The organism is Herbaspirillum sp. Her2 (assembly GCF_057961375.1).
In genome coordinates this window covers 2,822,280-2,847,166 of record NZ_CM176331.1, presented here as the reverse complement: position 1 = coordinate 2,847,166, position 24,887 = coordinate 2,822,280, and the positions used below count along the sequence as shown (strand labels likewise).

At 63.5% G+C, this 24,887-nt stretch carries 18 protein-coding genes; 5 read left to right on the top strand and 13 right to left on the bottom strand.

Annotated features, from left to right (window positions below; genetic code table 11):
- Window positions 1–6 precede the first annotated feature (6 nt).
- Both ACWHXP_RS12965 and ACWHXP_RS12960 read left to right on the top strand, forming a co-directional pair.
- On the top strand, window positions 7–576 hold the full coding sequence (locus tag ACWHXP_RS12965) for a DNA-3-methyladenine glycosylase I (protein WP_034330504.1): 570 nt from the start codon (window positions 7–9) through the stop codon (window positions 574–576).
- 156 nt (window positions 577–732) lie between these two features.
- The gene (locus ACWHXP_RS12960) at window positions 733–3,702 is read left to right on the top strand and encodes a DNA translocase FtsK (protein ID WP_489635811.1); all 2,970 of its coding nucleotides are present in this window, start codon (window positions 733–735) and stop codon (window positions 3,700–3,702) included.
- A gap of 102 nt (window positions 3,703–3,804) precedes the next feature.
- On the opposite strand, the gene ACWHXP_RS12955 is transcribed toward ACWHXP_RS12960, so the two are convergent.
- Window positions 3,805–5,238: an NAD-dependent succinate-semialdehyde dehydrogenase gene (locus tag ACWHXP_RS12955; RefSeq protein ID WP_489625010.1), complete on the bottom strand. Its 1,434-nt coding sequence runs from the start codon at window positions 5,236–5,238 to the stop codon at window positions 3,805–3,807.
- A 315-nt stretch (window positions 5,239–5,553) separates the two neighbouring features.
- On the opposite strand from ACWHXP_RS12955, the gene ACWHXP_RS12950 reads away from it, so the two are divergent.
- The gene (locus ACWHXP_RS12950) at window positions 5,554–6,993 is read left to right on the top strand and encodes a YihY/virulence factor BrkB family protein (RefSeq protein WP_489635812.1); all 1,440 of its coding nucleotides are present in this window, start codon (window positions 5,554–5,556) and stop codon (window positions 6,991–6,993) included.
- Here ACWHXP_RS12950 and ACWHXP_RS12945 read toward each other — a convergent pair.
- Genes ACWHXP_RS12945 through ACWHXP_RS12930 form a run of 4 tightly spaced genes read right to left on the bottom strand, consistent with a single transcriptional unit; the run spans window position 6,990 to window position 10,125 of the window.
- Window positions 6,990–7,667 (bottom strand): glycosyltransferase family 2 protein, encoded by a 678-nt coding sequence (locus ACWHXP_RS12945; protein WP_489635813.1) that lies wholly within the window; start codon window positions 7,665–7,667, stop codon window positions 6,990–6,992. The two genes, ACWHXP_RS12950 and ACWHXP_RS12945, sit on opposite strands and share 4 nt — an antisense overlap.
- Window positions 7,668–7,703: 36 nt before the next feature.
- The gene (locus ACWHXP_RS12940) at window positions 7,704–8,297 is read right to left on the bottom strand and encodes an SAM-dependent methyltransferase (protein WP_121038354.1); all 594 of its coding nucleotides are present in this window, start codon (window positions 8,295–8,297) and stop codon (window positions 7,704–7,706) included.
- Complete coding sequence (locus ACWHXP_RS12935; protein WP_489635814.1) at window positions 8,294–9,079, bottom strand: PIG-L deacetylase family protein; 786 nt, start codon at window positions 9,077–9,079, stop codon at window positions 8,294–8,296. The genes ACWHXP_RS12940 and ACWHXP_RS12935 overlap by 4 nt, the downstream gene beginning before the upstream one ends.
- Window positions 9,067–10,125, bottom strand: a complete 1,059-nt coding sequence (locus ACWHXP_RS12930) for an acyl-CoA dehydrogenase family protein (protein ID WP_489635815.1) — start codon at window positions 10,123–10,125, stop codon at window positions 9,067–9,069. Before ACWHXP_RS12930 ends, ACWHXP_RS12935 begins: the two co-directional genes overlap by 13 nt.
- 321 nt (window positions 10,126–10,446) lie before the next feature.
- On the opposite strand from ACWHXP_RS12930, the gene ACWHXP_RS12925 reads away from it, so the two are divergent.
- Window positions 10,447–12,768, top strand: coding sequence for an FdhF/YdeP family oxidoreductase (locus ACWHXP_RS12925; RefSeq protein WP_489635816.1), 2,322 nt, complete (start codon window positions 10,447–10,449; stop codon window positions 12,766–12,768).
- A gap of 182 nt (window positions 12,769–12,950) precedes the next feature.
- Here the strand turns inward: ACWHXP_RS12925 and ACWHXP_RS12920 are convergent, their stop codons facing one another.
- The 8 genes from ACWHXP_RS12920 to folD all read right to left on the bottom strand — a co-directional run bounded on the left by ACWHXP_RS12920 (window position 12,951) and on the right by folD (window position 22,698).
- Window positions 12,951–14,021 carry an asparaginase gene (locus tag ACWHXP_RS12920; protein ID WP_034337408.1) on the bottom strand — a complete coding sequence of 357 codons (1,071 nt, stop codon included), beginning with the start codon at window positions 14,019–14,021 and terminating at the stop codon, window positions 12,951–12,953.
- A gap of 285 nt (window positions 14,022–14,306) precedes the next feature.
- On the bottom strand, window positions 14,307–15,374 hold the full coding sequence (locus ACWHXP_RS12915) for a GGDEF domain-containing protein (protein ID WP_252696890.1): 1,068 nt from the start codon (window positions 15,372–15,374) through the stop codon (window positions 14,307–14,309).
- A gap of 557 nt (window positions 15,375–15,931) precedes the next feature.
- A complete protein-coding gene (gene lpxO, locus ACWHXP_RS12910; protein WP_489635817.1) occupies window positions 15,932–16,831 on the bottom strand; it encodes a lipid A hydroxylase LpxO in 900 nt (299 codons plus the stop codon).
- A 389-nt stretch (window positions 16,832–17,220) separates the two neighbouring features.
- Window positions 17,221–18,531 carry a D-amino acid dehydrogenase gene (locus tag ACWHXP_RS12905; RefSeq protein ID WP_121038368.1) on the bottom strand — a complete coding sequence of 437 codons (1,311 nt, stop codon included), beginning with the start codon at window positions 18,529–18,531 and terminating at the stop codon, window positions 17,221–17,223.
- A 192-nt stretch (window positions 18,532–18,723) separates the two neighbouring features.
- Entirely contained in the window at window positions 18,724–19,152 is a 429-nt protein-coding gene (locus ACWHXP_RS12900; protein WP_489635818.1) for a hypothetical protein, read from the bottom strand.
- 22 nt (window positions 19,153–19,174) lie between these two features.
- Entirely contained in the window at window positions 19,175–19,594 is a 420-nt protein-coding gene (locus ACWHXP_RS12895; RefSeq protein WP_034337396.1) for a DNA polymerase III subunit chi, read from the bottom strand.
- Between the two features lie 113 nt (window positions 19,595–19,707).
- On the bottom strand, window positions 19,708–21,783 hold the full coding sequence (locus tag ACWHXP_RS12890; RefSeq protein WP_489635819.1) for a M3 family metallopeptidase: 2,076 nt from the start codon (window positions 21,781–21,783) through the stop codon (window positions 19,708–19,710).
- Window positions 21,784–21,852: 69 nt separating this feature from the next.
- On the bottom strand, window positions 21,853–22,698 hold the full coding sequence (gene folD / locus ACWHXP_RS12885; protein WP_209531613.1) for a bifunctional methylenetetrahydrofolate dehydrogenase/methenyltetrahydrofolate cyclohydrolase FolD: 846 nt from the start codon (window positions 22,696–22,698) through the stop codon (window positions 21,853–21,855).
- Window positions 22,699–23,268: 570 nt separating this feature from the next.
- On the opposite strand from folD, the gene gshA reads away from it, so the two are divergent.
- A complete protein-coding gene (gene gshA, locus ACWHXP_RS12880; protein WP_489635820.1) occupies window positions 23,269–24,864 on the top strand; it encodes a glutamate--cysteine ligase in 1,596 nt (531 codons plus the stop codon).
- The last annotated feature ends 23 nt before the right edge of the window (window positions 24,865–24,887 follow it).

Here is a 24,887-nt window from a genome sequence, read left to right as displayed (position 1 = left end):
ATCATCATGACGCAAACACTTGTCCGCTGCGGCTGGGTCAACCTGGCCAATCCCCGCTATGTGCAGTATCACGACCATGAATGGGGCGTGCCCTGCCACGATGAAACACGTCTGTTCGAGATGCTCAACCTCGAAGGTGCCCAGGCCGGACTGTCCTGGGAAACCGTGCTCAACAAGCGCGACAGCTACCGCGAGGCCTTCGACGACTGGGATGCCGAGAAGATCGCCCGTTATGACGAGCGCAAGGTGGCGCAATTGCTGAAGAATCCGGGCATCGTGCGCAACCGTCTGAAAGTGGCCGCCACCATCGGCAATGCGCGTGCCTACCTGCAACTGCGCGAGGAAGTCGGCGGGCTCGATGCCTATCTGTGGGGCAAGGTCGATGGCCAGCCCATCGTCAACCGCTGGGCTTCGCTGGCCGATTGCCCGGCCAAGACGCCGCTGTCGGACGCCATTTCCAAGGAGCTGGCCAAGCGCGGCTTCAAGTTTGTCGGTTCCACCATCATCTACGCCTATCTGCAAGGCGTGGGCGTGATCAACGATCACGTGGTGGATTGCCATTGTCACGGCCGTTGAGGCCGGGCGTGCTCTGCACCAAAAGGCCAGCCGATGGGCGGCGGCAGGGCACCGGTTTGGTTTACACTCGCAGCCTGCGATGCAGCATCAGCTTGCACTGCATGGATTCACGAGGCCGGCTGGCGCACTGCCAGGCCGGTGAAGTTTGGGAGTAGCATGATTTTCGTCAAATGGTTTGGCTGGTCGGTCCTCTGGCTGCTGCCGCTGCTGCTGCGCACGGTAGCGCGCGCGCTCGGCCGCAAGTCCGTCTTCGGCGGGCGCGGTGCCATTCGCCTGTGGTGCGGCAGCCTGCTGCTGCTGGCCGCCAGCAGCGCGGTCGAGTCGCTGGTGCGTTCACAACTGGTTGCGGGCGATGATGGCCCGGGCGGAGCGCTGTTCGGCGCGGCCCTGATGGATGCGCTGGGCGGCAAGATCAGCCGTGGCATTGCCGCAGTCCTGATGCTGGGTTTGCTGGCGCTGGGCCTGAAATGGCTGCTGGGTGCCATGTTTGGCCGAGGCGCACCGGCTGGCCGCGATGAGCACCCCGAGCTGGACCTGGGGCCGCCGCGCCGTGGCAGCGCCGAAAGTGAACGATTGCGCATGAGCAGCCTGCACGGCAGCGCCGGACCCGCCCGCAGCAGTTTCCCCGCCAGTACCGAACGCCGTGCCCCGATGCCGCGCACGCCTGCTCCCGGTTCCGCATCGGCCAAGCGCATGCCGCCGGCCTCGCCCTTCGCCCCGCGCCCCCGTCCGGCCCGCCTGACGCCGGCCCCGGCACCGGAGCGTCCGGCCGGGAACGCACCGCGTGACGACTGGAAAGTGCCACTGTCGGCCCTCACCGGCGGCAGCCGCAACAGCCAGGCAACGCCTGCCGGCAGCGCGCAGGGCGGCAAGTGGCCTTCCATCAATCCGCGCCAGACGGACCCGGCGGCCAAACCGCGTCCGGAATCCGAATGGGCCGCCTTCGAAAGCCTGCGTCCGACCGAAGCCATGCTGGCCCGTGCCGCTGCCAGCCGTGCCATCTCGGCGGCCAGCGCGGCGGCCGATGCCAGCCTGTCTCGCGCGGCCACGCCGTCGCCGCCGATCCGTCCGATTCCGCCGTCGATTGCACGCGGCAATCCGGCACCGGCCCAGCCTACCCGCAGCATCCGCATCAGCAGCGTGGGCCGTGCTCCTGAGCCGGGCAGTGTGCCCGGTAAACCGGTCGAGCGTGCCGATGTCGTGCCCACGCGCCTGATGCGTTCCCTGCAGCAGGCCAGCGGCGAGCAGGAAACGCCGCCCGCTGCGCCGTTGCCACCACAGGTGCAGCCCATCGTGCCGCTGAGTCCGCAGGGACAGCCCTTGCCGGAATCCTTGGGACCGCTGCCCGTGCCCGTGCCGCCCGCGGCGGTTACCCCCGCCGTGCCACCCTTCATGGCACCGATGGCGGCCCCCGAGCCTGCACCGCCGCTGCCCGAGCCGCAACCGGAACCGATCGACCTCGGCACCTTCAATGCCCCCTGGTTCGACATGCTGCCCGACCCCGCGCCCGAAGCGCCGCCGGCCCAGCCCGCTGCGACCTTCAGCGTGCGCATGCCCGAAGCGGCGCCAGCCTACGTGCAGCCGGTGGCCATGGCGCCCGAGGGCTACGTCGATGAGCCGCGCGTGGACATCCCCTTGCCGTCATTGGACCTGCTCGATGAAGTCCCCGAATCGCGCATCGAGGTCGACCCCGAGCAACTCCAGGAAACCGGTCGCCTGATCGAACAGCGCCTGCGCGAATTCAAGGTGCCGGTCACGGTGTTGGGGGCCGAGGCCGGTCCGGTGATTACCCGTTTCGAAGTGGAGCCGGCACAAGGCGTACGTGGCGCTCAGGTGGTGAACCTGGTGAAGGATCTTTCACGTGCCCTGGGTCTGACCTCGATTCGCGTGGTCGAGACCATTCCCGGCAAGACCTGCATGGGCCTGGAGCTGCCCAATGCGCGCCGGCAGATGATCAAGCTCTCCGAGATCGTGCATTCGCAGGCTTATCGCAAATCCGCTTCGCACCTGACCATTGCCATGGGCAAGGACATCACCGGCACGCCCGTGGTGACCGACCTGGCGCGCGCGCCGCACATGCTGGTGGCCGGTACCACCGGGTCGGGCAAGTCGGTGGCCATCAATGCGATGATCCTCTCGCTGCTCTACAAGGCTACGCCCGAGGAAGTGCGCCTCATCATGATCGACCCCAAGATGCTGGAGCTGTCGATCTACGAAGGTATCCCGCACCTGCTGGCGCCGGTGGTGACCGACATGCGCGAAGCGGCCCATGCGCTGAACTGGGCGGTGGAAGAGATGGAGCGCCGCTACAAGAAGATGTCCAAGCTGGGCGTACGCAATCTGGCCGGCTACAACCAGAAGCTCGATGATGCCGCCGCCCGTGGCGAGAAGATTCCCAATCCCTTCAGCCTCACGCCCGACGCGCCCGAGCCGCTGGAAAAGCTGCCCACCATCGTGATCGTCATCGACGAACTGGCCGACCTCATGATGGTGGTCGGCAAGAAGGTGGAAGAGTTGATTGCGCGCCTGGCGCAGAAGGCGCGCGCGGCCGGCATCCACCTGATCCTGGCCACGCAGCGGCCGTCGGTGGACGTGATCACCGGCCTCATCAAGGCCAACATCCCGACCCGCGTGGCCTTCCAGGTGTCGTCCAAGATCGACTCGCGCACCGTGCTGGACCAGATGGGCGCCGAATCGCTGCTGGGCCATGGCGACATGCTGTTCCTGCCGCCGGGCTCGGGCTATCCGCAGCGGGTGCATGGCGCCTTCGTCTCGGATGAAGAAGTGCACCGCGTGGTGGAATACCTGAAGTCCTTCGGTGAACCGCGCTACATCGAGGAAATCCTGGCTCCGCCGATTTCGGAAGACACGGCCCAGGCCGACATGTTCGCCGGCGGCGAGGGCGGCGATGCCGAAGCCGACCCGCTCTACGACGAAGCGGTGGCCTTCGTGCTCAAGACGCGCCGCGCCTCCATCTCCTCGGTGCAGCGGCAATTGCGCATCGGTTACAACCGCGCCGCGCGGCTGGTGGAGCAGATGGAAACGGCGGGCGTGCTCTCGGCCATGTCGCGCAATGGCAGCCGAGATATCCTGGTGCCGCCCTCGGGGGGCGGCGGCGAAGAATAAGAAGTACAGCCCCAAAAGAAAATCGGCGGACCCTTGCAGGTCCGCCGATTTTTTTCATCACGCAGGGCGATCATTGCGGCAGGTCATGCGACCTGCCCGGGATCAGACATCCAGCTGCGTCACCAGCTTGGTGTTGATGTAAGCCTCGATGGCCTCGGTACCGCCTTCGGAACCGTAGCCGCTGTCCTTGATGCCGCCGAAGGGCAGTTCCGGCAGCGCCAGGCCCAGGTGGTTGATGGTCAGCATGCCGCTTTCCACGCGCGCGGCCAGGGCGTGCTTGGTCTTGGCCGACTTGGCGAAGGCATAGGCGGCCAGGCCGAAGGGCAGGCGGTTGGCTTCGGTGATCACTTCATCCAGGGTCTCGAAGGAATTGATGATGGCCAGCGGACCGAAGGGCTCCTCGTTCATCACGCGGGCCTCCAGCGGGACATTGGTCAGCACGGTCGGCTGGAAGAAATAACCCTTGTCGCCGATGCGCTTGCCACCGGTGCGCAGTTGCGCGCCTTGCGAGACGGCATCATCGATCAGCGCTTCCAGCGCCGGGATGCGGCGCTTGTTGGCGACCGGGCCCATGCCCACGCCGGCTTCCAGGCCATTGCCTACCTTCAGCTGTTCGGCATAGGTGACGAACTTGTCGACGAAGGCGTTGAAGACACCCTTCTGCACCAGGAAGCGGGTCGGCGAGACGCACACCTGGCCGGCATTGCGGAACTTGGAGGTGGCCAGGGTCTTGGCGGCCAGTTCCACGTCCACGTCATCGAACACCATGGCCGGTGCGTGGCCGCCCAGTTCCATGGTGGCGCGCTTCATGTGCTGGCCGGCCAGAGCTGCCAGCTGCTTGCCCACCGGGGTGGAGCCGGTGAAGGAAATCTTCTTGATCACCGGATGCGGGATCAGGTATTCCGAGATCTCGGCCGGCACGCCGTAGACCAGGTTGATGACACCGGCCGGCACGCCTGCGTCCGCGTAGGCACGGATCAGTTCGGCCGGGGAGGCCGGGGTTTCTTCCGGGGCCTTGACGATGATGGAGCAACCCGCAGCCAGGGCCGCCGAGAGCTTGCGTACCACCTGGTTGATCGGGAAGTTCCACGGGGTGAAGGCGGCTACCGGACCGACCGGCTCCTTGATCACCATCTGGTAGGCACCCGGCACGCGGGCCGGCACCAGGCGGCCGTAGGTGCGGCGGGCTTCCTCGGCGAACCAGTCGATGGTGTCGGCCGCGCCCAGGGTTTCCATCTTGGATTCACCCAGCGGCTTGCCTTGTTCCAGGGTCATCAGGCGCGCGATATCGTCGGCGCGCTCGCGCAGCAGGTCAGCGGCACGGCGCATGATCTTGGAACGCTCGAAGGCGGACATGTTGCGCCAGGTCTCGAAGCCCTTTTTGGCGGCTTCCAGGGCGCGATCCAGGTCGCTGCGGTCGGCGTGGGCGATCTTGCCGATCACTTCCTCGGTAGCCGGATTGACGACATCGATGGTGCGGCCGGAGGCGCTGGCGGTCCATTCGCCGTTGATGAAAAGCTGTACGTCCTTATACATGGGCAATCCTCGTTCGTCAGGTTGGGGAAGGGCCGGCGCTGCCCGGTTCGGCCCAATGGGCTACACGCAGGGCAGGCGCGATGGCCTGGGAAGAATGCAGACAGACCGGCTTGCGCCGCTCTGGTTCACACGCAATGCGAAGCCAGTGAAGCTTGTTGCGAAGACCACCTTTATACCACGCGCTTCATTTTCACGTCGGCCACCAGAGCGCCGACAGCGGCTTCCTACAAGGCTGGACGGGCAGCTCGGAAGCAGGAACAATCGTTCATACGCACCGGTCACACTGCCACAACAATATGCCCAGCCGAGGACTTCATGAGCAGCTCTTCCGACCCGTTTCGTCCCGTCCGCACCCCGCCAGCCGCTGCCCGTCCTCAATCCGGGGAGGAGCCGGGCAGTCCTTCCCCGGGCGGCCTGGTCGCCGCTGCCCTGTTGAGCGCCGGCGCAGGTCTGTGGCTGGGAAGAAAGCGCCGCCAGAAGCGCGTGACTGCGTCGCCGACAGCGCCCCGGATGGTGGCCTCCCGCGCAGAGGAGGAGAGCAGCAAGGCACACACCGGCCATGCCACGACGGCTCATCACGATGCACTGCCGCAAGGACTGGAACGGGCCTTGCGGCTGGTGACGCTGGCCATGCCGCTGATTGCCGCCTGGCGCAAGGGATCGGCTCGTGCCAAGGCGGCTGCCGCCAAGGCCAAGACCGATACACCGCTGCCGCCGGATGCCCCGGCGCGGATCGACATCGTCAAGGCCAAGCTGGAACCGGCCCCCTCGGACTATTTGGACCCGGCGGCCGAGGTCAAGATGATCAAGGGTGGCACGCGCGCCCAGCAGGCCTGGCAGATGACGGTGGCCGCGGTCAATGCGTGGATCGATGACTTCGCCCCCAGCATGGGAGCCGCCATCGCCTACTACACCATCTTCTCGATTGCTCCCATGCTGGTGATCGCCATCGCGGTGGCCGGCATGCTGTTCGGTCACGATGCCGCGCAGGGCGAGATCGTCAACCAGATCCGCGACATCGTCGGTACCGAAGGCGCGTTTGCCATCCAGGGTTTGCTGAAGTCGGTGAGCCAGCCGCGCGAGGGCATGATCGCCGCCGGCATTTCGGTAGTCACGCTGGTCATTGGCGCCACAGCGGTGTTTTCGGAATTGCAGAGTGCGCTCGACCGCATCTGGCGCATCCCCGTCGCCAAGCGCAAGAGTGGCCTGTGGCAACTGGCGCGCACGCGGCTGCTGTCCTTCGGCCTGATCATCGGTCTGGGCTTCCTGCTGATCATCTCGCTGGTGGTCAGTGCGGCGCTGGCGGCGCTGGGACGCTGGTGGGGCGGCTGGTTTGAAGGATGGCAACTGCTGCTGCAGATGCTCAACTTCGTGCTGTCCTTCGTGGTGTTCTCCACGCTCTTCTCGATGATCTACAAGTTCATGCCGCGCGTGACACTGTCCTGGTATGACGTGTGGATCGGTGCCGTGGCCACCACCGTGCTCTTCATCATCGGCAAGTATCTGATCGGTCTGTATCTGGGCAGCACCGGCATGACCTCCGGCTTCGGGGCGGCCGGCTCGTTTGCGTTGCTGCTGCTGTGGATCTATTACTCCGCGCAGATCTTCCTGCTCGGTGCCGAGTTCACATGGATCTACGCCAACAACTTCGGCTCACGCGCGAAACGCCAGCGGCTGGTCAATACGGTGGAAGACCATCACGTGAGCATCGAGCAGGCGCAACAGGTGGTGCGTGCGGGAGACAATCCCCGCTAAGCCGGCAGGATGGCCGCGCACTCTTCGGCGGCCCACAGCCGCAGCGTATCGCCGAAGCCGCCGCGCGCCTTGCTCTGCTTGCGGGTGCTGGTGACCACCCGCACCCGCGCACTCCAGGCGATCTGCGCATCGGTGGCCTGCAAGGCCTGCACCAGTCCCACATCCTCATGACAGGCCAGCGGCGGAAAGCCGCCCGCACGCAGATAGGCCTGGGCGCAGACACCCAGATTGGCGCCGTGGATATGGCGATGGCCATCCTCATCGTGATAGTCGCGCGCGAAGCGTTGCTGCACCTCCGGCGGGTGATCGCGCCAGTGGTCGGGCGTGACCGTGCCGCAGACCGCATCCGCCTTCAGCGCCAGTTGTGCCGCCAGCCAATCGGGGGCAACCCGCGTATCGGCATCGGTAAAGGCTAGCCAGCGTGCGCCCGCAGCGATCAGTGCGCGTGCACCGTGATGCCGCGCCAGGCCGACATTGCGCACCTGCAGCGGCAGCACCGTCACCGGATGGCGGCGTGCGATTTGCTCGGAGCCGTCGTTGCAACTGTCGAGTACCACCACGATACTCACCGCCTCACCCTGCAGCTGAGGATGTGCAGCCGCCTTGCGCACCGCCTGCAGGCAGGCGTGCAGGCTGGCTTCTTCGTCGTGCGCGGGGATGACGATGCCGATCATGCTCGGTTCTCCGGAAAGTGGTGGGTGCAGTGCGGGTCAGATCCTGCGCCAGAGGTCGATGAGGATGTCTTCATCCTCGTAGCAGGCCTGGCGCTTCAGTCGCGCGTGCGCATCGATGAGCTGGTGCATGGGCCGCGTGGCCAGCAGGCGGTCATCGAAATCCTTCTTCCAGTGGCAGGCCAGCAGGTGTCCGCCCGGCGACAAGCTGGCTGCGGCCAGTGCCGCCATCTCGGCCATGTTGGGCGCATCGAAGTAGTAACAAAGTTCGGAAAACACGATCAGGTCTACCGCCGGCATGTCATGTTCGGCCGCGGGCCATTGTTCGGGCAGCGACTGCCGCCGCACCTGTACATGCGACAGGTGCGCCGTCTTCTCGCGCGTTATGCGTACCGCTTCCGCGCTGAAATCGGAGGCCATCAGCCACTGGCAACGTGCGGCCAGTTGCAGCGTCAGTTCGCCGCTGCCACAGCCGGGCTCGAAGATGGCACTGCATTGCTGGCGCGGCAGGATGGCCTCGACCAGGGCACGCTTGCGTTGTTCGTACCAGCTGTCCCGCGTCTTCCACGGATCGTCGCTGGCAGCATAGAGCTGATCGAAATGGCGCGTGGCCGGAAGCTGTGCTGCCCTCATAGGAAGAACACCTCGTAAGGCCGCACGAAATGCGCCAGCACACCGGCCGGCAGCACCGGATCGCGTTCGCCGTCACTGCCGATCTGGCTGTGATAGCAGCGCAGGGCGCGTCGCTTCATCATGCCGGTGCCGGTATCGAAGGCCAGCTTGCGGGCGCGGCCCCAAGGGAATTCTCCGCCCAGCGGCTGCGCCCAGTGCCAGCCCCAGATCGGCACTTCCACCAGCTTGCAGCCCAGTTCGTGTTCCAGCTCGGCGGCCACTTCGCCCACGGTCTCGTGGTCGGGATGGCCGTCCAGCCGCCACGGCGCGAAGACGATGTCGGTATGGCGCAATTGCGCGATCAGCCAGGCCTTCAGTTCCAGCCTGTGCTGGCGGATCTGGCCGTCGGGAATGCGCGCGCGCAGGATCTGCGCCTGACCCGCACCCAGGCATTCCAGCGCGGCCATGCTCTCGGCGGGACGCAGCAGCGGCAGGCGTGCTGCCAGCGGCGACGAGGGCGGGTGACTGCGTTCGCCATCGCTCACGGCGACCACGGCGATTTCCCGCATCATCCCGGCCAGTTGGGCGATCAGCCCGCCGCATCCGAGCGTTTCGTCGTCGGGATGCGGTGCCAGGATCACCGCACGTGATCGCGCGGGCACCAGCTGGCTCAGTTCCAGTTCCGGCAGGGCATGCAGGCGCTGGCAGGATTGCCACACATCCTCGGCGGTGCCGTGGACGATGTCGATATGGCGCGCAGGAGCGGCCGTCCTGGCCGATGGGGGCGGCTTTACAGTAAGCATGGGGAGGACTCCTCTTCAAGACTGGCCTTGGCCAGCGCGGTCATGTCGCGTTCGGCGTGGCTCTGGCGCAGCCACACGGGCAGGTCGGCCAGCAGGCGCGCACTGTGCCGGCTGCCGCAATAGGGATGGGGACCGAGGGCAGCCCCCAGGTCCTCGATGATCTGCAGGCAGGCACGCTCCACGGTCAGACGCGTGCGCAGGGCGTCCTGCATGGCATTGGCACGCGGATGGGCATCGATGCGTGCAGCGCTCTCGCGCAGGCAGGCCGCTGCTGCATGCCCGGCGCACAGTGCGCTGCCCAGCCGGGCCAGCGCATGGCTGTCTGCGCGCTGCGCCAGGCCTTGGCGCAGCACCGATACCAGCGCGGTAGCAGCGCCGTGCCAGCAGGCGGCAATGCCGATGCCACCCTGCCAAAAACCGGGACGGTCCAGATAGAAGCCCGGACCGCCGATCACCTGCGCGGTGACCGTACGCAATTGCAGGCGCGCAGTGCGGGTGGCAGCCATGCCGATGGCAGCCCAGTCGTCCTCGATGATGCTGACGCCCGGCTGGCTCAGTTCAATGGCCAGCAGCCAATAGCGGTCTTTCTCGTCGCGATGGCCGAGCAGCGCATGCGTGACGGCGGCTGCGCCCGAGCACCAGGATTTTTCGCCGTCCAGAATGACCTGATCACCTTGCTCACGCAGGTGCAGGCTGCCGGGCCGGCCTTGCGCGCACCACACGCCCCAGATCGAATGCGGTGGTACCGGGTCGTGGGCTTCAGCCAGGATGGCAAGGGCATCGGTATGCGCTTCGAACAGCTTGGCCAGCGACAGATCCTGCGCGGCCACGGCCGCCAGTGCCTGCCAGCGCGCAAGCGTCTCGCCGTGGCCCGGCAGGGGCAGACGGTCCAATCCCGCTACCACCAGCTGGCGCAGCAGCCGCACGGCGACGGTGGGTAGCTGGGCGTGCGGGGTTTGGTGCAAGGCAGGCGCAATGAATTCCTCCAGCGCTGCAGGCAGCGAGGGACAGGGTGGGGCGTAGCGGCGGGTGGAGCTGCTCATCATGATGAGGGGCACAGAGGCGCACGGGCTGTGCAATGGTGACGAGTATGAGTGCCTTCGCATCTGCAAGCTGTCGGTGCGCTACCGTGTTTGACGTAGGAATCCGGTAAGCGCTCGCATCCCGCCGAGCCCGTGCGCGCAAGCGCTGACGCCCTCTGTAGGAATCCGATGCGCTGTAAAACCGTCACGCGCCTACAGCCAAATTGCGCGCTCACTTTCATCATGGCGATCCGGACGCAGAAGTCTTCCATGCGCCGCGCCAAAGGGCGACCACGTGACCATGCAGTGCGCCCCCCACGAATGCATCACGCTCGGAGAAGCGACATGAAAACCAAGGATATCCCCGAAGAAGCGACGTTCGACGAATACAACAATGCTGCCGGCGGCTGGGGCTCGGTCAAGGCGCTGGGTGCCATCCTGCAGCAGGAGCACGTCATCGCCACCGGCACGCGCATCCTCATGAAGCAGAACAAGCCGGACGGCTTTGCCTGCGTCAGCTGTTCCTGGGCCAAGCCGGCTGATCCGCATCTGTTTGAATTCTGCGAGAACGGTGCCAAGGCCACCGCTTGGGAGATTACCGGCAAGCGCGCCACCCCCGAATTCTTCGCCCAGCATACTGTCACCGAGATGGAGAGCTGGAACGATCTCGAACTGGAATCCACCGGCCGCATCACCGAGCCCATGAAATACGATGCCGCCAGCGACCGCTACCTGCCGGTCTCGTGGAACGAAGCCTTCGATGACATCGCGGCGCAACTGCGTGCCATGGATCCGAAGAAGGTGGTGTTCTACGCGTCGGGCCGGGCCTCGCTGGAGACCTCGTACATGTATCAGCTGATCGCACGCATGTACGGCACCAACAACCTGCCCGACAGTTCCAATATGTGCCACGAGTCCACTTCCGTGGCACTGCCGCAGACCATCGGCGTGCCTGTGGGGACGGTCAGGCTGGACGATTTCGAGCACACCGGGTGCATCCTCTTCTTCGGCCACAACACCGGCACCAATGCGCCGCGCATGCTGCATCAGCTGGAAGAGGCGCGCAAGCGCGGCGTACCGGTGATCACCTTCAATCCCTTGCGCGAGCGCGGACTGGAACGCTTCGTCAACCCGCAATCGCCCAAGGAGATGATCACCCCGGCGCACACCGATATCAGTTCGCAATATCTGCAGATCAGGATTGGCGGCGACACGGCAGTCGCCATCGGCATGGCCAAGCGCATCCTGGAACGTGACGAACGCGCCCGCACGCAAGGCTTGCCGCGCCTGCTGGACCAGGCCTTCATCGATGAGCACACCAGCGGCTTCGAGGAGTTCGCCGCCGCTGCGCGTGCCGCCGAGTGGGCCGAGATTGAACGCCACGCCGGCGTCTCGCGCGCAGAGCTGGAGCTGGCGGCCGATACCTATGCCGCTGCGGACAGTGCCATGCTCATGTATGGCATGGGCATTACCCAGCATCGTGAAGCGGTGCGTGCCATCCACATGCTGACCAATCTGCTGCTCATGCGCGGCAATATCGGCAAGCCGGGCGCGGGCATCTGCCCCATCCGCGGCCATTCCAACGTGCAGGGTCAGCGCACCGTGGGCATCACCGAAAAACCGGAGATGGTGCCCAATGACAAGCTGCGCGCGCTCTATCATTTCGAGCCACCGATGGAAAAGGGCCTCAACACGGTGGAAGCCTGCGAAAAGATTCGTGATGGCGAACTGTCCGCCTTCTTCATGCTGGGCGGGAATTTCGTGCGGGCCATTCCCGATCATGGGGTGATGGAACCCGCCTGGCGCAAGCTGCCGCTGACGGTGCAGGTGGTGACGCACTTCAACCGTTCCTGCGTCATCCATGGCAAGACGTCCTACGTGTTGCCCTGCCTGGGCCGCATCGAGATCGACCAGCAACGCGGCGGCGAGCAGGCCGTGTCCGTGGAAGACAGCACCGGCTGCATGCATGGCTCGCGCGGGCGGGTCAAACCTGCCTCGCCGCATCTGCTGTCGGAACCGGCCATCCTGGCCGAACTGGCCAAGCGACTGCTGCCGGTCAATCCACAGGTGGACTGGGATGCGTGGGTCGGCGACTACGCCCTGATTCGCGATGCCATCGAGGCCACCTATCCTGACATTTTCCGCGACTTCAATGCACGCATGTGGACGCCAGGCGGTTTCGCGCGCCCGCTGGCGGCGCGCGAACGGCAATGGAAGACTCCCAACGACAAGGCCAACTTCAAGACTCCAGACGGCTTTGATCCTGATCCCGACATGCCTGGCGATGCCCCCGGCGTGTTGCGGCTCATGACCACGCGCGGTGACAGTCAATTCAATACAACCGTCTATTCGCTGGATGACCGCTTCCGTGGCGTATGGGGCACGCGTCGCGTGCTGCTGATGAATCTGCGCGATTTGCAGCAGCAGGGATTGGGCGCAGGGGATTTCGTCACGGCCGAGACGGTGTCGGATGACGGCGTGCAGCGCCGCGTCGAGCATCTGCGCGTGGAGCCTTTCGATATTCCGGTGGGCTGCGTGATGGGTTATTTCCCTGAACTCAACCGGCTCATCCCGCTGTTCCACCATGCACGCGGCAGCAAGGTGCCGGCGGCGAAGTCGATTCCGATTCGCTTGATTCCGGAGATTGGGGAGCCGGTGTTGTCGTGATTCGAGCGATGTATTTTTCTCGGACAAAAAAAGGCCCCGCCAAAGCGGGGCCAAGAGGGAACTGAGGAAACCTCAGGGTTACAACACAAAAACACCTTGCGTACTGCCGTTCAGCTATTGGCTGATAAAAAATTTATATTGTTTATAAATTATCGTAAATCAGCCGCCGGAAATTTCTCCGGTCAATACTTCCACATGATCTTCTGCAATTCCTTGGGATCATTGGTACGGGTCAGGGCCAGCTCGGCCAGGATGCGTGCCTTCTGGGCATTCTGGTCATCGGTGACCACCCAGTCGTACTTGTCATCAGGCTGCTCGCCGTTGCGGATCACCACGCCGCTGCCGGTGCGCGAGGCGCGGATCACCTGCACACCCTTGCTGCGCACTTCCTGCAGCACCGGCACGATCTGCTCGGCCACGCTGCCGTTGCCGGTGCCATCATGGATGATGGCCTTGGCACCTGCCGCCACGAAGGCGTCATACGCCGTGCGGCTGACGTTGCCGTAGTTGTAGACGATGTCCACGCGCGGCAGGCTGCTGATCTTGTCGATATCGAACTCGGTCTGCGTGGTGTGCGGACGCGCAGGCAGGCGATAGAAGCTCAGCTTGTTCTCCACCACATAGCCCAGCGGACCATAGGGCGAGCGGAAGGTCTCGACCTTGAAGGTATTGCTCTTGGTGACGTCGCGGCCGGAATGGATCTCGTCGTTCATCACCACCAGCGTGCCCTTGCCAGCCGCTTCCTTGCTGCCGGCCACCAGCACCGCGTCATACAGGTTCAGCGCACCATCCGCGCCCAGCGCGGTACCGGGGCGCATGGAGCCGACCACCACCACCGGCTTCTCGCTCTTCAATACCAGGTTCAGGAAATAGGCCGTCTCTTCAATGGTATCGGTGCCGTGGGTGATGACGATGCCGTCCACGTCGCTCTGCTTCAGCAGTTCCGAGACGCGCTTGCCCAGCTTGATCAGACGCTCGTCATTGAAACTCTCGCTGCCGATCTGGAAGATCTGTTCGCCGCGCACGTTGGCGATCTTGGAAATTTCGGGGACGGCGGCGATGATCTTGTCGACCGGGACCACGGCCGATTGGTAGGCGGCCGTATTGACGCTGGATGCGCCCGCGCCGGCGATGGTGCCGCCGGTGCCGATGACGACCACGTTGGGCTTCTTGTCCTGAGCGTGCGCCGCAAAGGCGCAGGCCAGCGAGAGGATCATGACGGAACCGATTTTCTTGAAGTGTGCCTGCTGCATTGTTATAAGTCTCCTGGTTGACACGATGAGGCCGCGGGCGATCGCCCAATTTTTCTAAGTCTCGATACGGCGGATCGCGCGGATGAATTCGCGCACGGGGCGTCGAACGTTGGCGATCATACGAAAGCGCCGCGCCGCTGTCTCATGCTTTTAAAACATGAACGAATGCACGGCATGCATGAGCCCGCCCAATACCCATGCGGCTTGCAGGACAGCACATGGAAAATGCGAACGAAAAAAAAGACCGCTCGCGCGGCCCCTGGTACAGGAACGCCCGGCGGTCCGTCAGAAGAATTCCACCGTATCGTTGGTCGTGATGCCCGAACGCAGCACGCCCGAATTCACCAGTTCCTGGTAGTAGCAGATGCGGTTGCGGCCGCTCTTCTTGGCGTGATACAGCGCCTGGTCGGCATGGCCCAGGATCACCACCGGCGTCTCGCGCGCGATGTTGACGAAGCCCAGGCTCACCGTGACCTTGCCGACCTGCGGGAAATCATATTCCTGCACGTTCTGGCGGAAGCGGTCGAAGATCTTGCGCGCATCGGTGAGGGTGGTCGAGCGCAGCAGGATCACGAATTCCTCGCCGCCGAAACGGAAGATGCGGTCATGCGCCCGGAACGAAGCGCGCAGGATGTTGGCCACCAGGATCAGCACTTCATCGCCATACAGGTGGCCGTAGCGGTCATTGACCTGCTTGAAGTGATCGATGTCGACCACCCCCAGCCAGTGGCCCTTGGGTTCGTCATTGCTGTCGTGCCGGCGTTCGTCGCGGTCCACGGAATGGGCTTCGTGCGGCGCGATGGCGAAGGCGTAGCGGGTGAACTGCTCGTCGAAGGTCTTGCGGTTGAACAGGCCGGTGAGCGCGTCGCGCTCGCTGTAATCCAGCAGGCTCTGGTAATTGCAATAGACATGGAAGATGCCGCGGATCACATCCAGCATGGTCGGTGCAAAGGGCTGCTGGCTGCGGATCTCCAGGCAGGAATTCATCTTCCCATGCAGCCAGACCGGCAGCCACAGTACGTGTTCGCCCTCGGGCGTGGTTTCGTCGAACTCGTTGAGATGATTGCGGATACAGGCCAGCATGGCCGGATAGGCCGACAGCGGTTCCTTGGGATCGTCGCTGGTCAGTTCGGCGATGGTGTGGACCGTGCCATCGCGGATGACCATCTTTTCCTGCACGAAGTATTCATCGCGCAGCGTGAAGATGTCGAGCATGCGGATGGTCTCGACCTCAGTGAGCTGATACAGCGCGGAGATGACGGAGATGGCCAGGCGGGAGTGCTCCCGGTGGGCCGTGATTTCTACCAGATGCTTGAGCAGCGGTTTTTTCATCTCGTCGTCGATGTCCTGCATGAGCCCATTGTTCTATGTATGGTCGGTACTCGGCTGTGCTTGCCCGGCGTCTTCGACAGCGGGCTGGCTGACATGCCATGAAGCCAGTCCGGCCATCGGCAGGAGCGTAGTCAGGAGCAAGGCATGTCGCAGCGGAATGAAGACGATCCCGGTGCAAGATTCACGCCATCAAGCTAGCACGGAAGCACAAGGATTTTACAGGCGGCAAGCATGGGAAAGAAGCAGTTTCTGCATGTCACTGCAGAAAATTTGCGCTTTGATTGCTGTGTGGAAACTTTAGATCTCGCGTGACTTCCACTTACGTGGGGCTTGGTGAGTATTGCGTGCGTTCTTCCCAGCCAATCCCGCAGTATCAGGCTGAAGCCCAGGCGCATGGCGGAATTGCGGCGATGCGTCATTTTCAGGCAGGCACGTCGCCAGCTTCTCAGCTGCCGAAAATCGATGAGCGGTTTTTGGGGTTTACTTACAAAAAATCGCCGGGCAACAGCCGGCGATATTTGTTTATATCATTCGTAATAGTGTTCCGGATTTCCGATTGCAGAAGCCCGGTTTGCTCTTCAGGCATAAATGATCAGCAGCGCCACGGCGATGAGCAGACCGAACTTGGTGATCTTGTAGACGGTCTTGTTCCAGTTCTTGAAGCGGCGGCGATACTGCCCGGCCAGCCAGACGAAGCGGAACAGCTTGTTGACGCGCCCGGTCTGGTCGCCGGTCTCATTGGGCGAGGCAGCCGCGGTCATCATGGTGCGGCCGAGGAAGCCATTGATGGCTTCTGCCCAACGATAGCGCAGCGGACGCTCGACATCGCAGAAGAGGATGATACGGTTCGTCTCGGAGCCGTTCTGTGCCCAATGGATGAAGGTCTCATCGAACACCACGCTCTGACCATCGCGCCAGCTGTAACGCTGGCCGTCGACTTCGATGAAGCAGCGGTCGTCGTTGGGCGTGACCAGGCCCAGATGGTAGCGCAGCGAACCGGCGAAGGGATCGCGGTGCGGATTGAGCGTGCCGCCCGGAGCCAGTTCGGCAAACATGGCGGCCTTCACCGACGGGATGCGCTTGAGGATTTCCACGGTTTTGGGGCAGAACTTCTCGGCCGAGGGATGGCTGGCGTTGTACCACTTCAAATAGAAACGCTTCCAGCCTGCCTTGAAGAAGGAGTTGAAGCCGGCATCGTCATTCTTTTCCGCCGCCTTGATCTTGGCCATCTCGCGCAGGGCCACGGCTTCGTCGCGGATCACTTCCCAGTTCTGGTCGATGAGGGCGAGGTCATCGAACTGCTTCACGGCCGGGTAGGGCACCGCCGGTACGCGCGAAAAGGCGTACATGAACAGGTTGATCGGCGACATGATCGAGGAGTGATCGAAGAACTGCCGCAGGAAGGGCAGGCGTACGCGTCCACGGAAATGGATGAACAGGATGGAAAACAGATAGATGAAGACAATTGCCCACTTCATTGCAGGGTCCTTTGATGTTGCCGGCCTTTTCGAATCAAATGAAGGAAAAGGCTGAGACGGATATCCGTCCATATGGGGTCAGGGCCGGGAAGATCAACGACAGCGCTCGGCCAATGGCGGAACGGCTGACAGCAAACCAGGCTGGAAGACGCCGTGATGCTGCAAGATGCGCGATGATGAGCTGAAATCCCGGTGGCTGCGCACGCCCGGCAGAATGCCGGCAACGCAGAGCAAGCGAGGATTCTACACCAAGGGCTCGTCAGAGTTTGTAAGGGCGCTGATTGCCCTATGTGAAGTTTCCTGCAACAAACGCATGCGCTGACGCAGATCAAGCGGGCAAAAAAAAGGACCGGGCAATCCGGTCCTTTCCAGGGGGTGAACGAAAACGCTCAAGCGGCCTGGGTCACCACCTGGCGCGCACGGTTCCAGCGCGGCAGGCCGGTGAAGGCGAAATCGATTTCCGGCACGTGGCCGGAGACGATCTCGGCGATCGCCCGGCCGGAGCCGCAGCCCATGGTCCAGCCCAGGGTGCCGTGGCCGGTATTGAGGTACAGGTTGGCGAACTTGGTCTTGCCCACGTAGGGGACGTTGGATGGGGTCAGCGGGCGCAGGCCGGTCCAGTAGGTCGGGTTCTCATAGTCGCAGCCATCCGGGAACAGTTCACGGGTGCGGCGGGTGATGGCTTCGCAGCGGGTGGTGTTGAGTTCACGGGTGTAGCCGTTCAGTTCGCAGGTGCCGGCCACGCGCAGGCGGTCACCCAGGCGCGAGACGACCAGCTTGTAGCCGTCGTCGGTGAGGGAGACGGTGGGGGCGGCGTCCGGATTGGTGATCTGGTAGGTGGCCGAATAGCCCTTGCCTGGGTAGAGCAGCAGGTCGATGCCCAGCGGCTTGACCAGTTGCTGCGAGAAGCTGCCCATGGCAACCACGAAGGTATCGGCCTTCAGGACTTCATGGCGGCCGTCCGGGTTGATGACTTCCACCCCGGTCACGCGGGCGGCGGCACCAGCGCCTTCGGTGATGAGGCGGGTGATGCTGGTGGAGTAGCGGAATTCGACGCCGGCTTCTTCACTCTTCTTGGCCAGGCCGGTGGTGAGCTTGAAGACGTCGCCCGATTCATCGGTGGCGGTGAAGTCGCCGCCGACGATCTTGTTGCGGATCGAAGCCAGGGCCGGTTCGATGCGCACGACTTCATCAGCACCGATGGATTCGCGCGGGCAGCCCAGGTCGCGCATGAGCTTGGCGGCGGGCAGCGAGTCCTGGAATTCCTTTTCTTCGGTGTAGAAGTGCAGGATGCCGCGGGTCAGGTGGTCGTACTGGATGCCGGTTTCGGCGCGCACGGCTTGCAGGGTCTGGCGGCTGTATTCGCACAGGGCGACGATGTTGCGGATGTTCTCGTCGGTGCGGGCGGCGGTGCATTCACGCAGGAAGGCCACGGCCCACTTCCACTGCAGCCATTCGGGACGGAAGCGATAGAGCAGCGGGGCGTCTTCCTTGCCCAGCCATTTGAGGACCTTCATCGGGGCGGCCGGATTGGCCCAGGGTTCAGCGTGCGAGACCGAGATCTGGCAGCCGTTGGCGAAGCTGGTTTCCTGCGCCGCGCCGGGCTGGCGGTCGATGACAGTGACGTCGTAGCCCTGCTTTTTCAGGAACCAGGCGGAAGCGGTTCCGATAATGCCTGCGCCCAATACGATCACTTTCATCTCACTCTCCCGGTTTTGCATGAACTTGCTGTGGTTGTTCGGACGTTCGCATTTGTGAATTCAAATGCGAACAATGCAAGCATTGTAAGAAAAGCGTGATTGCCGATGTGATCAATACTGGCTGGAATTTTTATGAATAAAAAGGCTGTTGCAATATTTTTATTCAAAAGAAAAAGAAAAATCCAGAAAGATTTACATTTTTGAAGATGTGAAGCGTGCCATCTCTTCCGCCACGGCGCGCTCGACCGTTTCGGTGAGGGCATCGCGCAGGCCTTCCCTGACGCGCTGCATCACGATATCGGAAAGATGGTCCAGCGCCAGCGCCATCTGGTCCTGCAGGTGTTGGTGCAGCACGGTATCGACGCGTTCCAGCAGGCTTTGCAGGACGTTTTCGCGGATTTCCTGTTCCCACTGGCGGTATTGTTCGGCGGCCGGGGTCACCGGGGGCATGGGTGCCATCACCGGGGCCGCCGCTGCGGGCGCCTGGTAATGGGTATTCGCGGGCTGGGTGTGGAAGGCGCCCGGCTGCATGGGCGCGGCGTAATCCGGGGCCGGGGGCGCTGCCGGTGCGAGCGGGATGATCTCGGTGAGCAGGGGGATGCTGTTGTCGTCGTGGTTCATGGCGTGAGCGGGCGGGGCGGGCTCAGGCGGCCACGTGGTGCGAGAGGGGATAGCCGCGTTCCTTGTAGAAACGGTAGCGGTCGCGGCCGGCGGCTTTGTCGGCGTCGTCGGCGGAAATGATTTCCAGCAGGCGTTCAAAGCGCGCGAAATGCGCGGGGGTGTCGCTGCCCAGGTTGATGAGGATCTGGTGGTGCGGCAGGTCGGCGCTGTCGTCGGCGGTCAGGATGATGGGCGTCTGCGCGGCCAGCGGGTCGCCGGCCATCACGTGCGGCAGGAAATCCTGCTCGGAAAAGCTCCAGAGCGCCTGGTCCAGCTGCTGCAATTCGGCGCGGTCGGGGGTGCGCAGTACCAGGGTGGCACCGGAAGCGCGCGCCTTGCGCACCAGACGGCACACGTAGGCGATCTTTTGCGGGACGTTGCTGTGAAAGTCGATTCGGGTCATCCCGCCAGTATAGTGGGTCGCGGTGCAGCATGCCATCGGGACGGGGCAAACAAAAACGGCCCGCCGTGGTGGCGGGCCGTCATCAAAGGCCGTCTTGCGGGGCGCAAGCGGGATTAAGCTGCCATACCACTATGCCGCAGCAAGGCATCAATGCTCGGCTCCCGTCCCCGGAACGCCTTGAAGGACTCAATGGCCGGACGCGAACCGCCCACGGCCAGGATTTCCTGCTGGAAGCGGCGACCGGTTTCCAGCGAGATCACATTGCCGCTGCTGGCGGCCGCTTCCTCAAACGCACTGTACGCATCCGCTGACAGCACTTCAGCCCACTTGTAGCTGTAGTAACCCGCCGCATACCCGCCTGCGAAGATGTGCGAGAAGGAATGCTGGAAGCGGTTGAACTCCGGCGGGCGGATGACGGCGATACGGTCGCGCACGCTGTCGAGCAACTGCTGCACGGTCTGCTGGCCACCGACCTCATATTCATGGTGGATCAGCATGTCGAACAGCGAGAACTCCACTTGGCGCAGCATCTGCAGGCCGGACTGGAAGTTCTTGGCGGCGATCATCTTGTCATACAGCGCGCGCGGCAGCGGCTCGCCGGTCTCGGCATGCGCAGTCAGCTGCTGCAGCACATCCCATTCCCAGCAGAAGTTTTCCATGAACTGCGAGGGCAGTTCCACCGCATCCCATTCCACGCCGGAAATGCCGGACACGCCCACTTCATCGACCTGCGTCAGCATGTGATGCAGGCCATGGCCGAATTCGTGGAAGAGGGTGATCACTTCATCATGCGTGAACAGGGCCGGCTTGGCCACGCCATCGACCACTGCAGGTTCGGTGAAATTGCAGACCAGATAGGCGATCGGGGTCTGCACACCCTGCGCGGTCAGGCGGCGGGCGCGGGCGTCATCCATCCAGGCACCGCCACGCTTGCCGGAGCGGGCATACAGGTCCAGGTAGAACTGGCCGACCAGCTGGCCGTCACGCTCGATGCGGTAAAACTTCACATCCTTGTGCCACACCGGCGCGGTATCGGGCTTGATCTGCACGCCGAAGAGCTGCTGCGCCACCTGGAACAGGCCGCCGACCACCTTGGGCTCGGGGAAATATTGCTTCACTTCCTGTTCCGAGAAGGCGTAGCGCTGCTCGCGCAGTTTTTCGGAGGCATAGGTGCTGTCCCAGGCCTTCAGTTCGTCCAGGCCCAGCTTTTCACGGGCGAAGGTCTTCAGTTCTTCATAATCCTTCTGGCCGAAGGGGCGGGCGCGCTGGCCCAGGTCTTCCAGGAAAGCGATCACTTCGCCGGGCGACTTGGCCATCTTGGCCACCAGCGACACTTCGGCAAAGTTGGCGTAGCCCAGCAATTGCGCTTCTTCCTTGCGCAGTTGCAGGATCTGGTCGATGTTGCCGCTGTTGTCCCATTCCGGCTTGACCCCCAGTTCGGATGCCTTGGTGGCGTTGGCACGGTAGATCTTCTCGCGCAGCGCGCGATTATCTGCATATTGCAGCACCGGGAAATACGAGGGGAAGTGCAGCGTGAACTTGTAGCCGGGCTTGCCGTCCTTCTCGGCGGCGGCCCGTGCAGCTTGCTTCACATCGGCCGGAAGCCCCGACAATTCGGCCTCGTCCTCGACGAAGAGGGCGAAATCGTTGGTGGCATCCAGCACGTTTTCGGAGAAACGGGTGGTCAGCATGGCCTGCTTTTCCTGGATCTCGGCGAAGCGTTCCTTCTTGTCGTCGGCCAGTTCGGCACCCGACAGGCGGAAGTCGCGCACGGCATTGTCCACCACCTTGCGGCGCGCTGCCGACAGCGAGGCGAAGGCCGGGCTGGCCTGCAGGGCCTTGTACTTCTCGAACAGCGCCAGGTTCTGGCCCAGCGCAGTCCAGAATTCCACCAGGCGCGGCTGGTTCTCGTTGTAGGTGGCGCGCAGGGCCGGGGTGTCCATCACCGAATTCAAGTGGCCGACCACGCTCCAGGCGCGGCCCAGCTTTTCGGTGGCGGACTCCAGCGGCTCGACGAAATTGTCCCAGGTGACTTCGGCCATCGGTGCTTCCAGTTCGGTGACCAGGCGGCTGGCGTCGGCCACCAGCTTGTCCAGCGCCGGTGTGACGTGCTCCGGCTGGATGGCATCGAACTGGGCATAGCCCGAGAAATCGAGCAGGGGATTGGCGGCGATGTCAGTGGTGGTCATGGGCTCTCGTTTCTCTGAAAACTTCCGGCAGCCAGGCTGCCGGAGGGTAATACGCTAAGGGCGTGCCGATCAGCTGCGTTCGGCGGCTTCGATGGTGTTGACCAGCAACATGGTGATGGTCATCGGACCCACGCCACCCGGCACCGGGGTGATCCAGCCGGCGACTTCCTTGGCATTGGCGAAATCGACGTCGCCGCACAGCTTGCCGTTGTCATCGCGGTTCATGCCGACGTCGATGACGACTGCGCCCGGCTTGACCATGTCGGCGGTGACGATGTTGCGCTTGCCGGTGGCGACCACCAGGATGTCGGCCTGGCGGGTGTGGTGGCCGAGGTCACGGGTCTTGGAGTTACAGATAGTGACGGTGGCACCGGCTTGCAAGAGCAACATCGCCTGCGGCTTGCCGACGATGTTCGAGGCACCGACCACCACCGCATTGGCGCCACGCACCGGGTAGTCGATCGATTCCAGCATCTTCATGACGCCATAGGGGGTGCAGGGGCGGAACAGCGGCTGGCCGGTCATCAGCAGGCCGGCGTTGCTGACGTGGAAACCGTCCACGTCCTTTTCCGGGGCGATGGCTTCGATCACCTTGTGGGCATCGATATGGGCCGGCAGCGGCAGCTGCACCAGGATGCCGTTGATCTTGGGATCGGCGTTGAGGGCGTCGATGCGGGCCAGGAGCTCGGCTTCCGTCATCGAGGCTTCATATTTTTCCAGCACGGAGTGCAGGCCATTGTCCTGGCAGGCCTTGACCTTGTTGCGCACGTAGACCTGGGAAGCGGGGCTGTCGCCCACCAGGATCACGGCCAGGCCGGGTTGCTTGCCTTGGGCGGTGAGGGCGGCGGCGCGCTGGGCCACTTCGGCGCGCAGTTGTTGGGAGAGCAGGTTTCCGTCGATCAGTTGGGCAGACATGGCAGATAAGGCTTTAGAAAGTGAAGGGCAGGGCTGGAAAGAAGGCGCCCGGTCAGGCCGGGACCACTCGAACTCAAGGCGCAAAGCACCGGAACCCGTGATTATAAAGCCAGGCGGCAGGCCGGACGAAATGCCGGCGCGAGATGGCATATTGCTTGATTGCAAATACTTTTTTGCATCAATTTCCTTCATCTTGGCATTTGGGGTGGCGCACGACGGGGATTTGCAATTTCGGTTATGCTCCCGCATCCTGAAGCCCCAGCTGCTACCAGAACCCATTTCATCAATAGGCGTGAGATGCGTTCTGTCCAGAAAGGGTGCTGGCAAGGCGCGCGACGCGTCGTGTGGCGGTTGCCACACGCAAGGAGCGCAACGCGGCCAGCGCCCTTTCTGGACAGAACCCGCAGGGAGCGGCCCGTTTGGGCGAATTGCTGCGTTACGAATTTGGGTCAAGACGTCCAGTCTTGACCCAAATTCGCGCCTTGCACTTCATCCCAAACGGGACTCGCTCGCACTCACGCCTATTGATGAAATGGGTTCTACATAGCGACAAGAACCAAGGACTACCGCATGACCGATCTCCTCGCCCGCCGCCTGCAACAGCTTTCCCAGCCGCACCATCTTGCGCTGCTGGGCCAGGGCCTGCGCGGCGTGGAACGGGAGACGCTGCGCGTGGACGGCCAGGGTCATCTGGCCCGCACGCCCCATCCGCCGGCGCTGGGATCGGCCCTGACCAATGACCTGATCACCACCGATTATTCGGAGTCGCTGCTGGAGTTCATCACGCCGGCCATGCCCGACATCGCCGATGCCCTGCAGCGCCTGGACGAGATCCACCGCTTTGCCTACACCAAGCTGGACGGCGAATTCCTCTGGAATGCCTCGATGCCCTGCGTGCTGCCGCCGGAAGACGAGATTCCGCTGGCCTGGTACGGCAGCTCGCACATCGGCATGTTGAAGCACGTCTACCGCCGTGGCCTGGCGCTGCGCTATGGCCGCACCATGCAGTGCATCGCCGGTATTCACTACAACTTCTCTTTAAGTGAAGACTTGTGGGAAGTCCTGCGGGACGGCGACGACACCGTCGATCCTTCCCTGTCGCGCCGCGATTACCAGTCCGAGCGCTACATTGCCCTGATCCGCAACTTCCGCCGCTACAGCTGGCTGCTGATGTACCTGTTCGGTGCTTCACCGGCGGTGGCGACCAATTTCCTGCGCGGCCGGCCGCATCAGCTGGAGACCTTGTCCGAAGACACGCTCTTCCTGCCCTACGGCACCAGCCTGCGCATGAGCGACCTGGGCTACCAGAACCACGCCCAGGCCAACATCACCCCGCACTACAACAACCTGCCGGCCTACATCCGCAGCCTGGCGCATGCGGTCAGCGAGCCGTATCCTCCGTATGAAGCCATCGGCACCAAGCGCGATGGTGAATGGGTGCAGATCAATACCAACATCCTGCAGATCGAAAACGAGTTCTACTCGTCGATCCGCCCCAAGCGCGTCATCAACAGCGGCGAGCGCCCGGTGCAGGCGCTGTCGGCGCGCGGCGTGCAGTATGTGGAAGTGCGCTGCATGGACATCGATCCCTTCAACCCGCTGGGCATCGGCCTGGAAGCGGCGCGTTTCCTGGATGTGTTCCTGCACTTCCTGGCGCTGGAATCGAGCTGCCTGACCTCGGACGAGGAGGGCGTGGAAAACCGCGCCAACTTCCTGGCCACCGTCAAGGAAGGCCGCCGTCCCGGCTTGAAGCTGCAGTTCAAGGGTGAAAGCCTGTTGCTCACCGACTGGGGCCAGCAACTGCTGGACCGCATGGAACCGGTCGCCGAGCTGCTGGACCGTCATCTCGGCGGCACCCAGCACCGCGACAGCCTGGCCGTGCAGCGCGCCAAGCTGGCCGATCCTGACAGCACGCCCTCGGCACGCGTCCTGCGCGAGATCCGCGAAGCCGGCAATTCCTTCCCGGCTTATACCCTGGCCAACAGCCAGCGCCAGGCCGCCGAACTGATCGCCCGTCCGCTCTCGTCCTCCAGGACGGCTGACTTCGTGGCCATCGCCCAGGCTTCGCTGGATGCCCAGCGCGACATCGAGCGCACCCAGGTCGGCGACTTCGATACCTTCGTGGCCGCCTACCGGGCCAGTACCCTGGGCAATATCGCCATCTGACACCGGACCTTCCGCTTCATTTA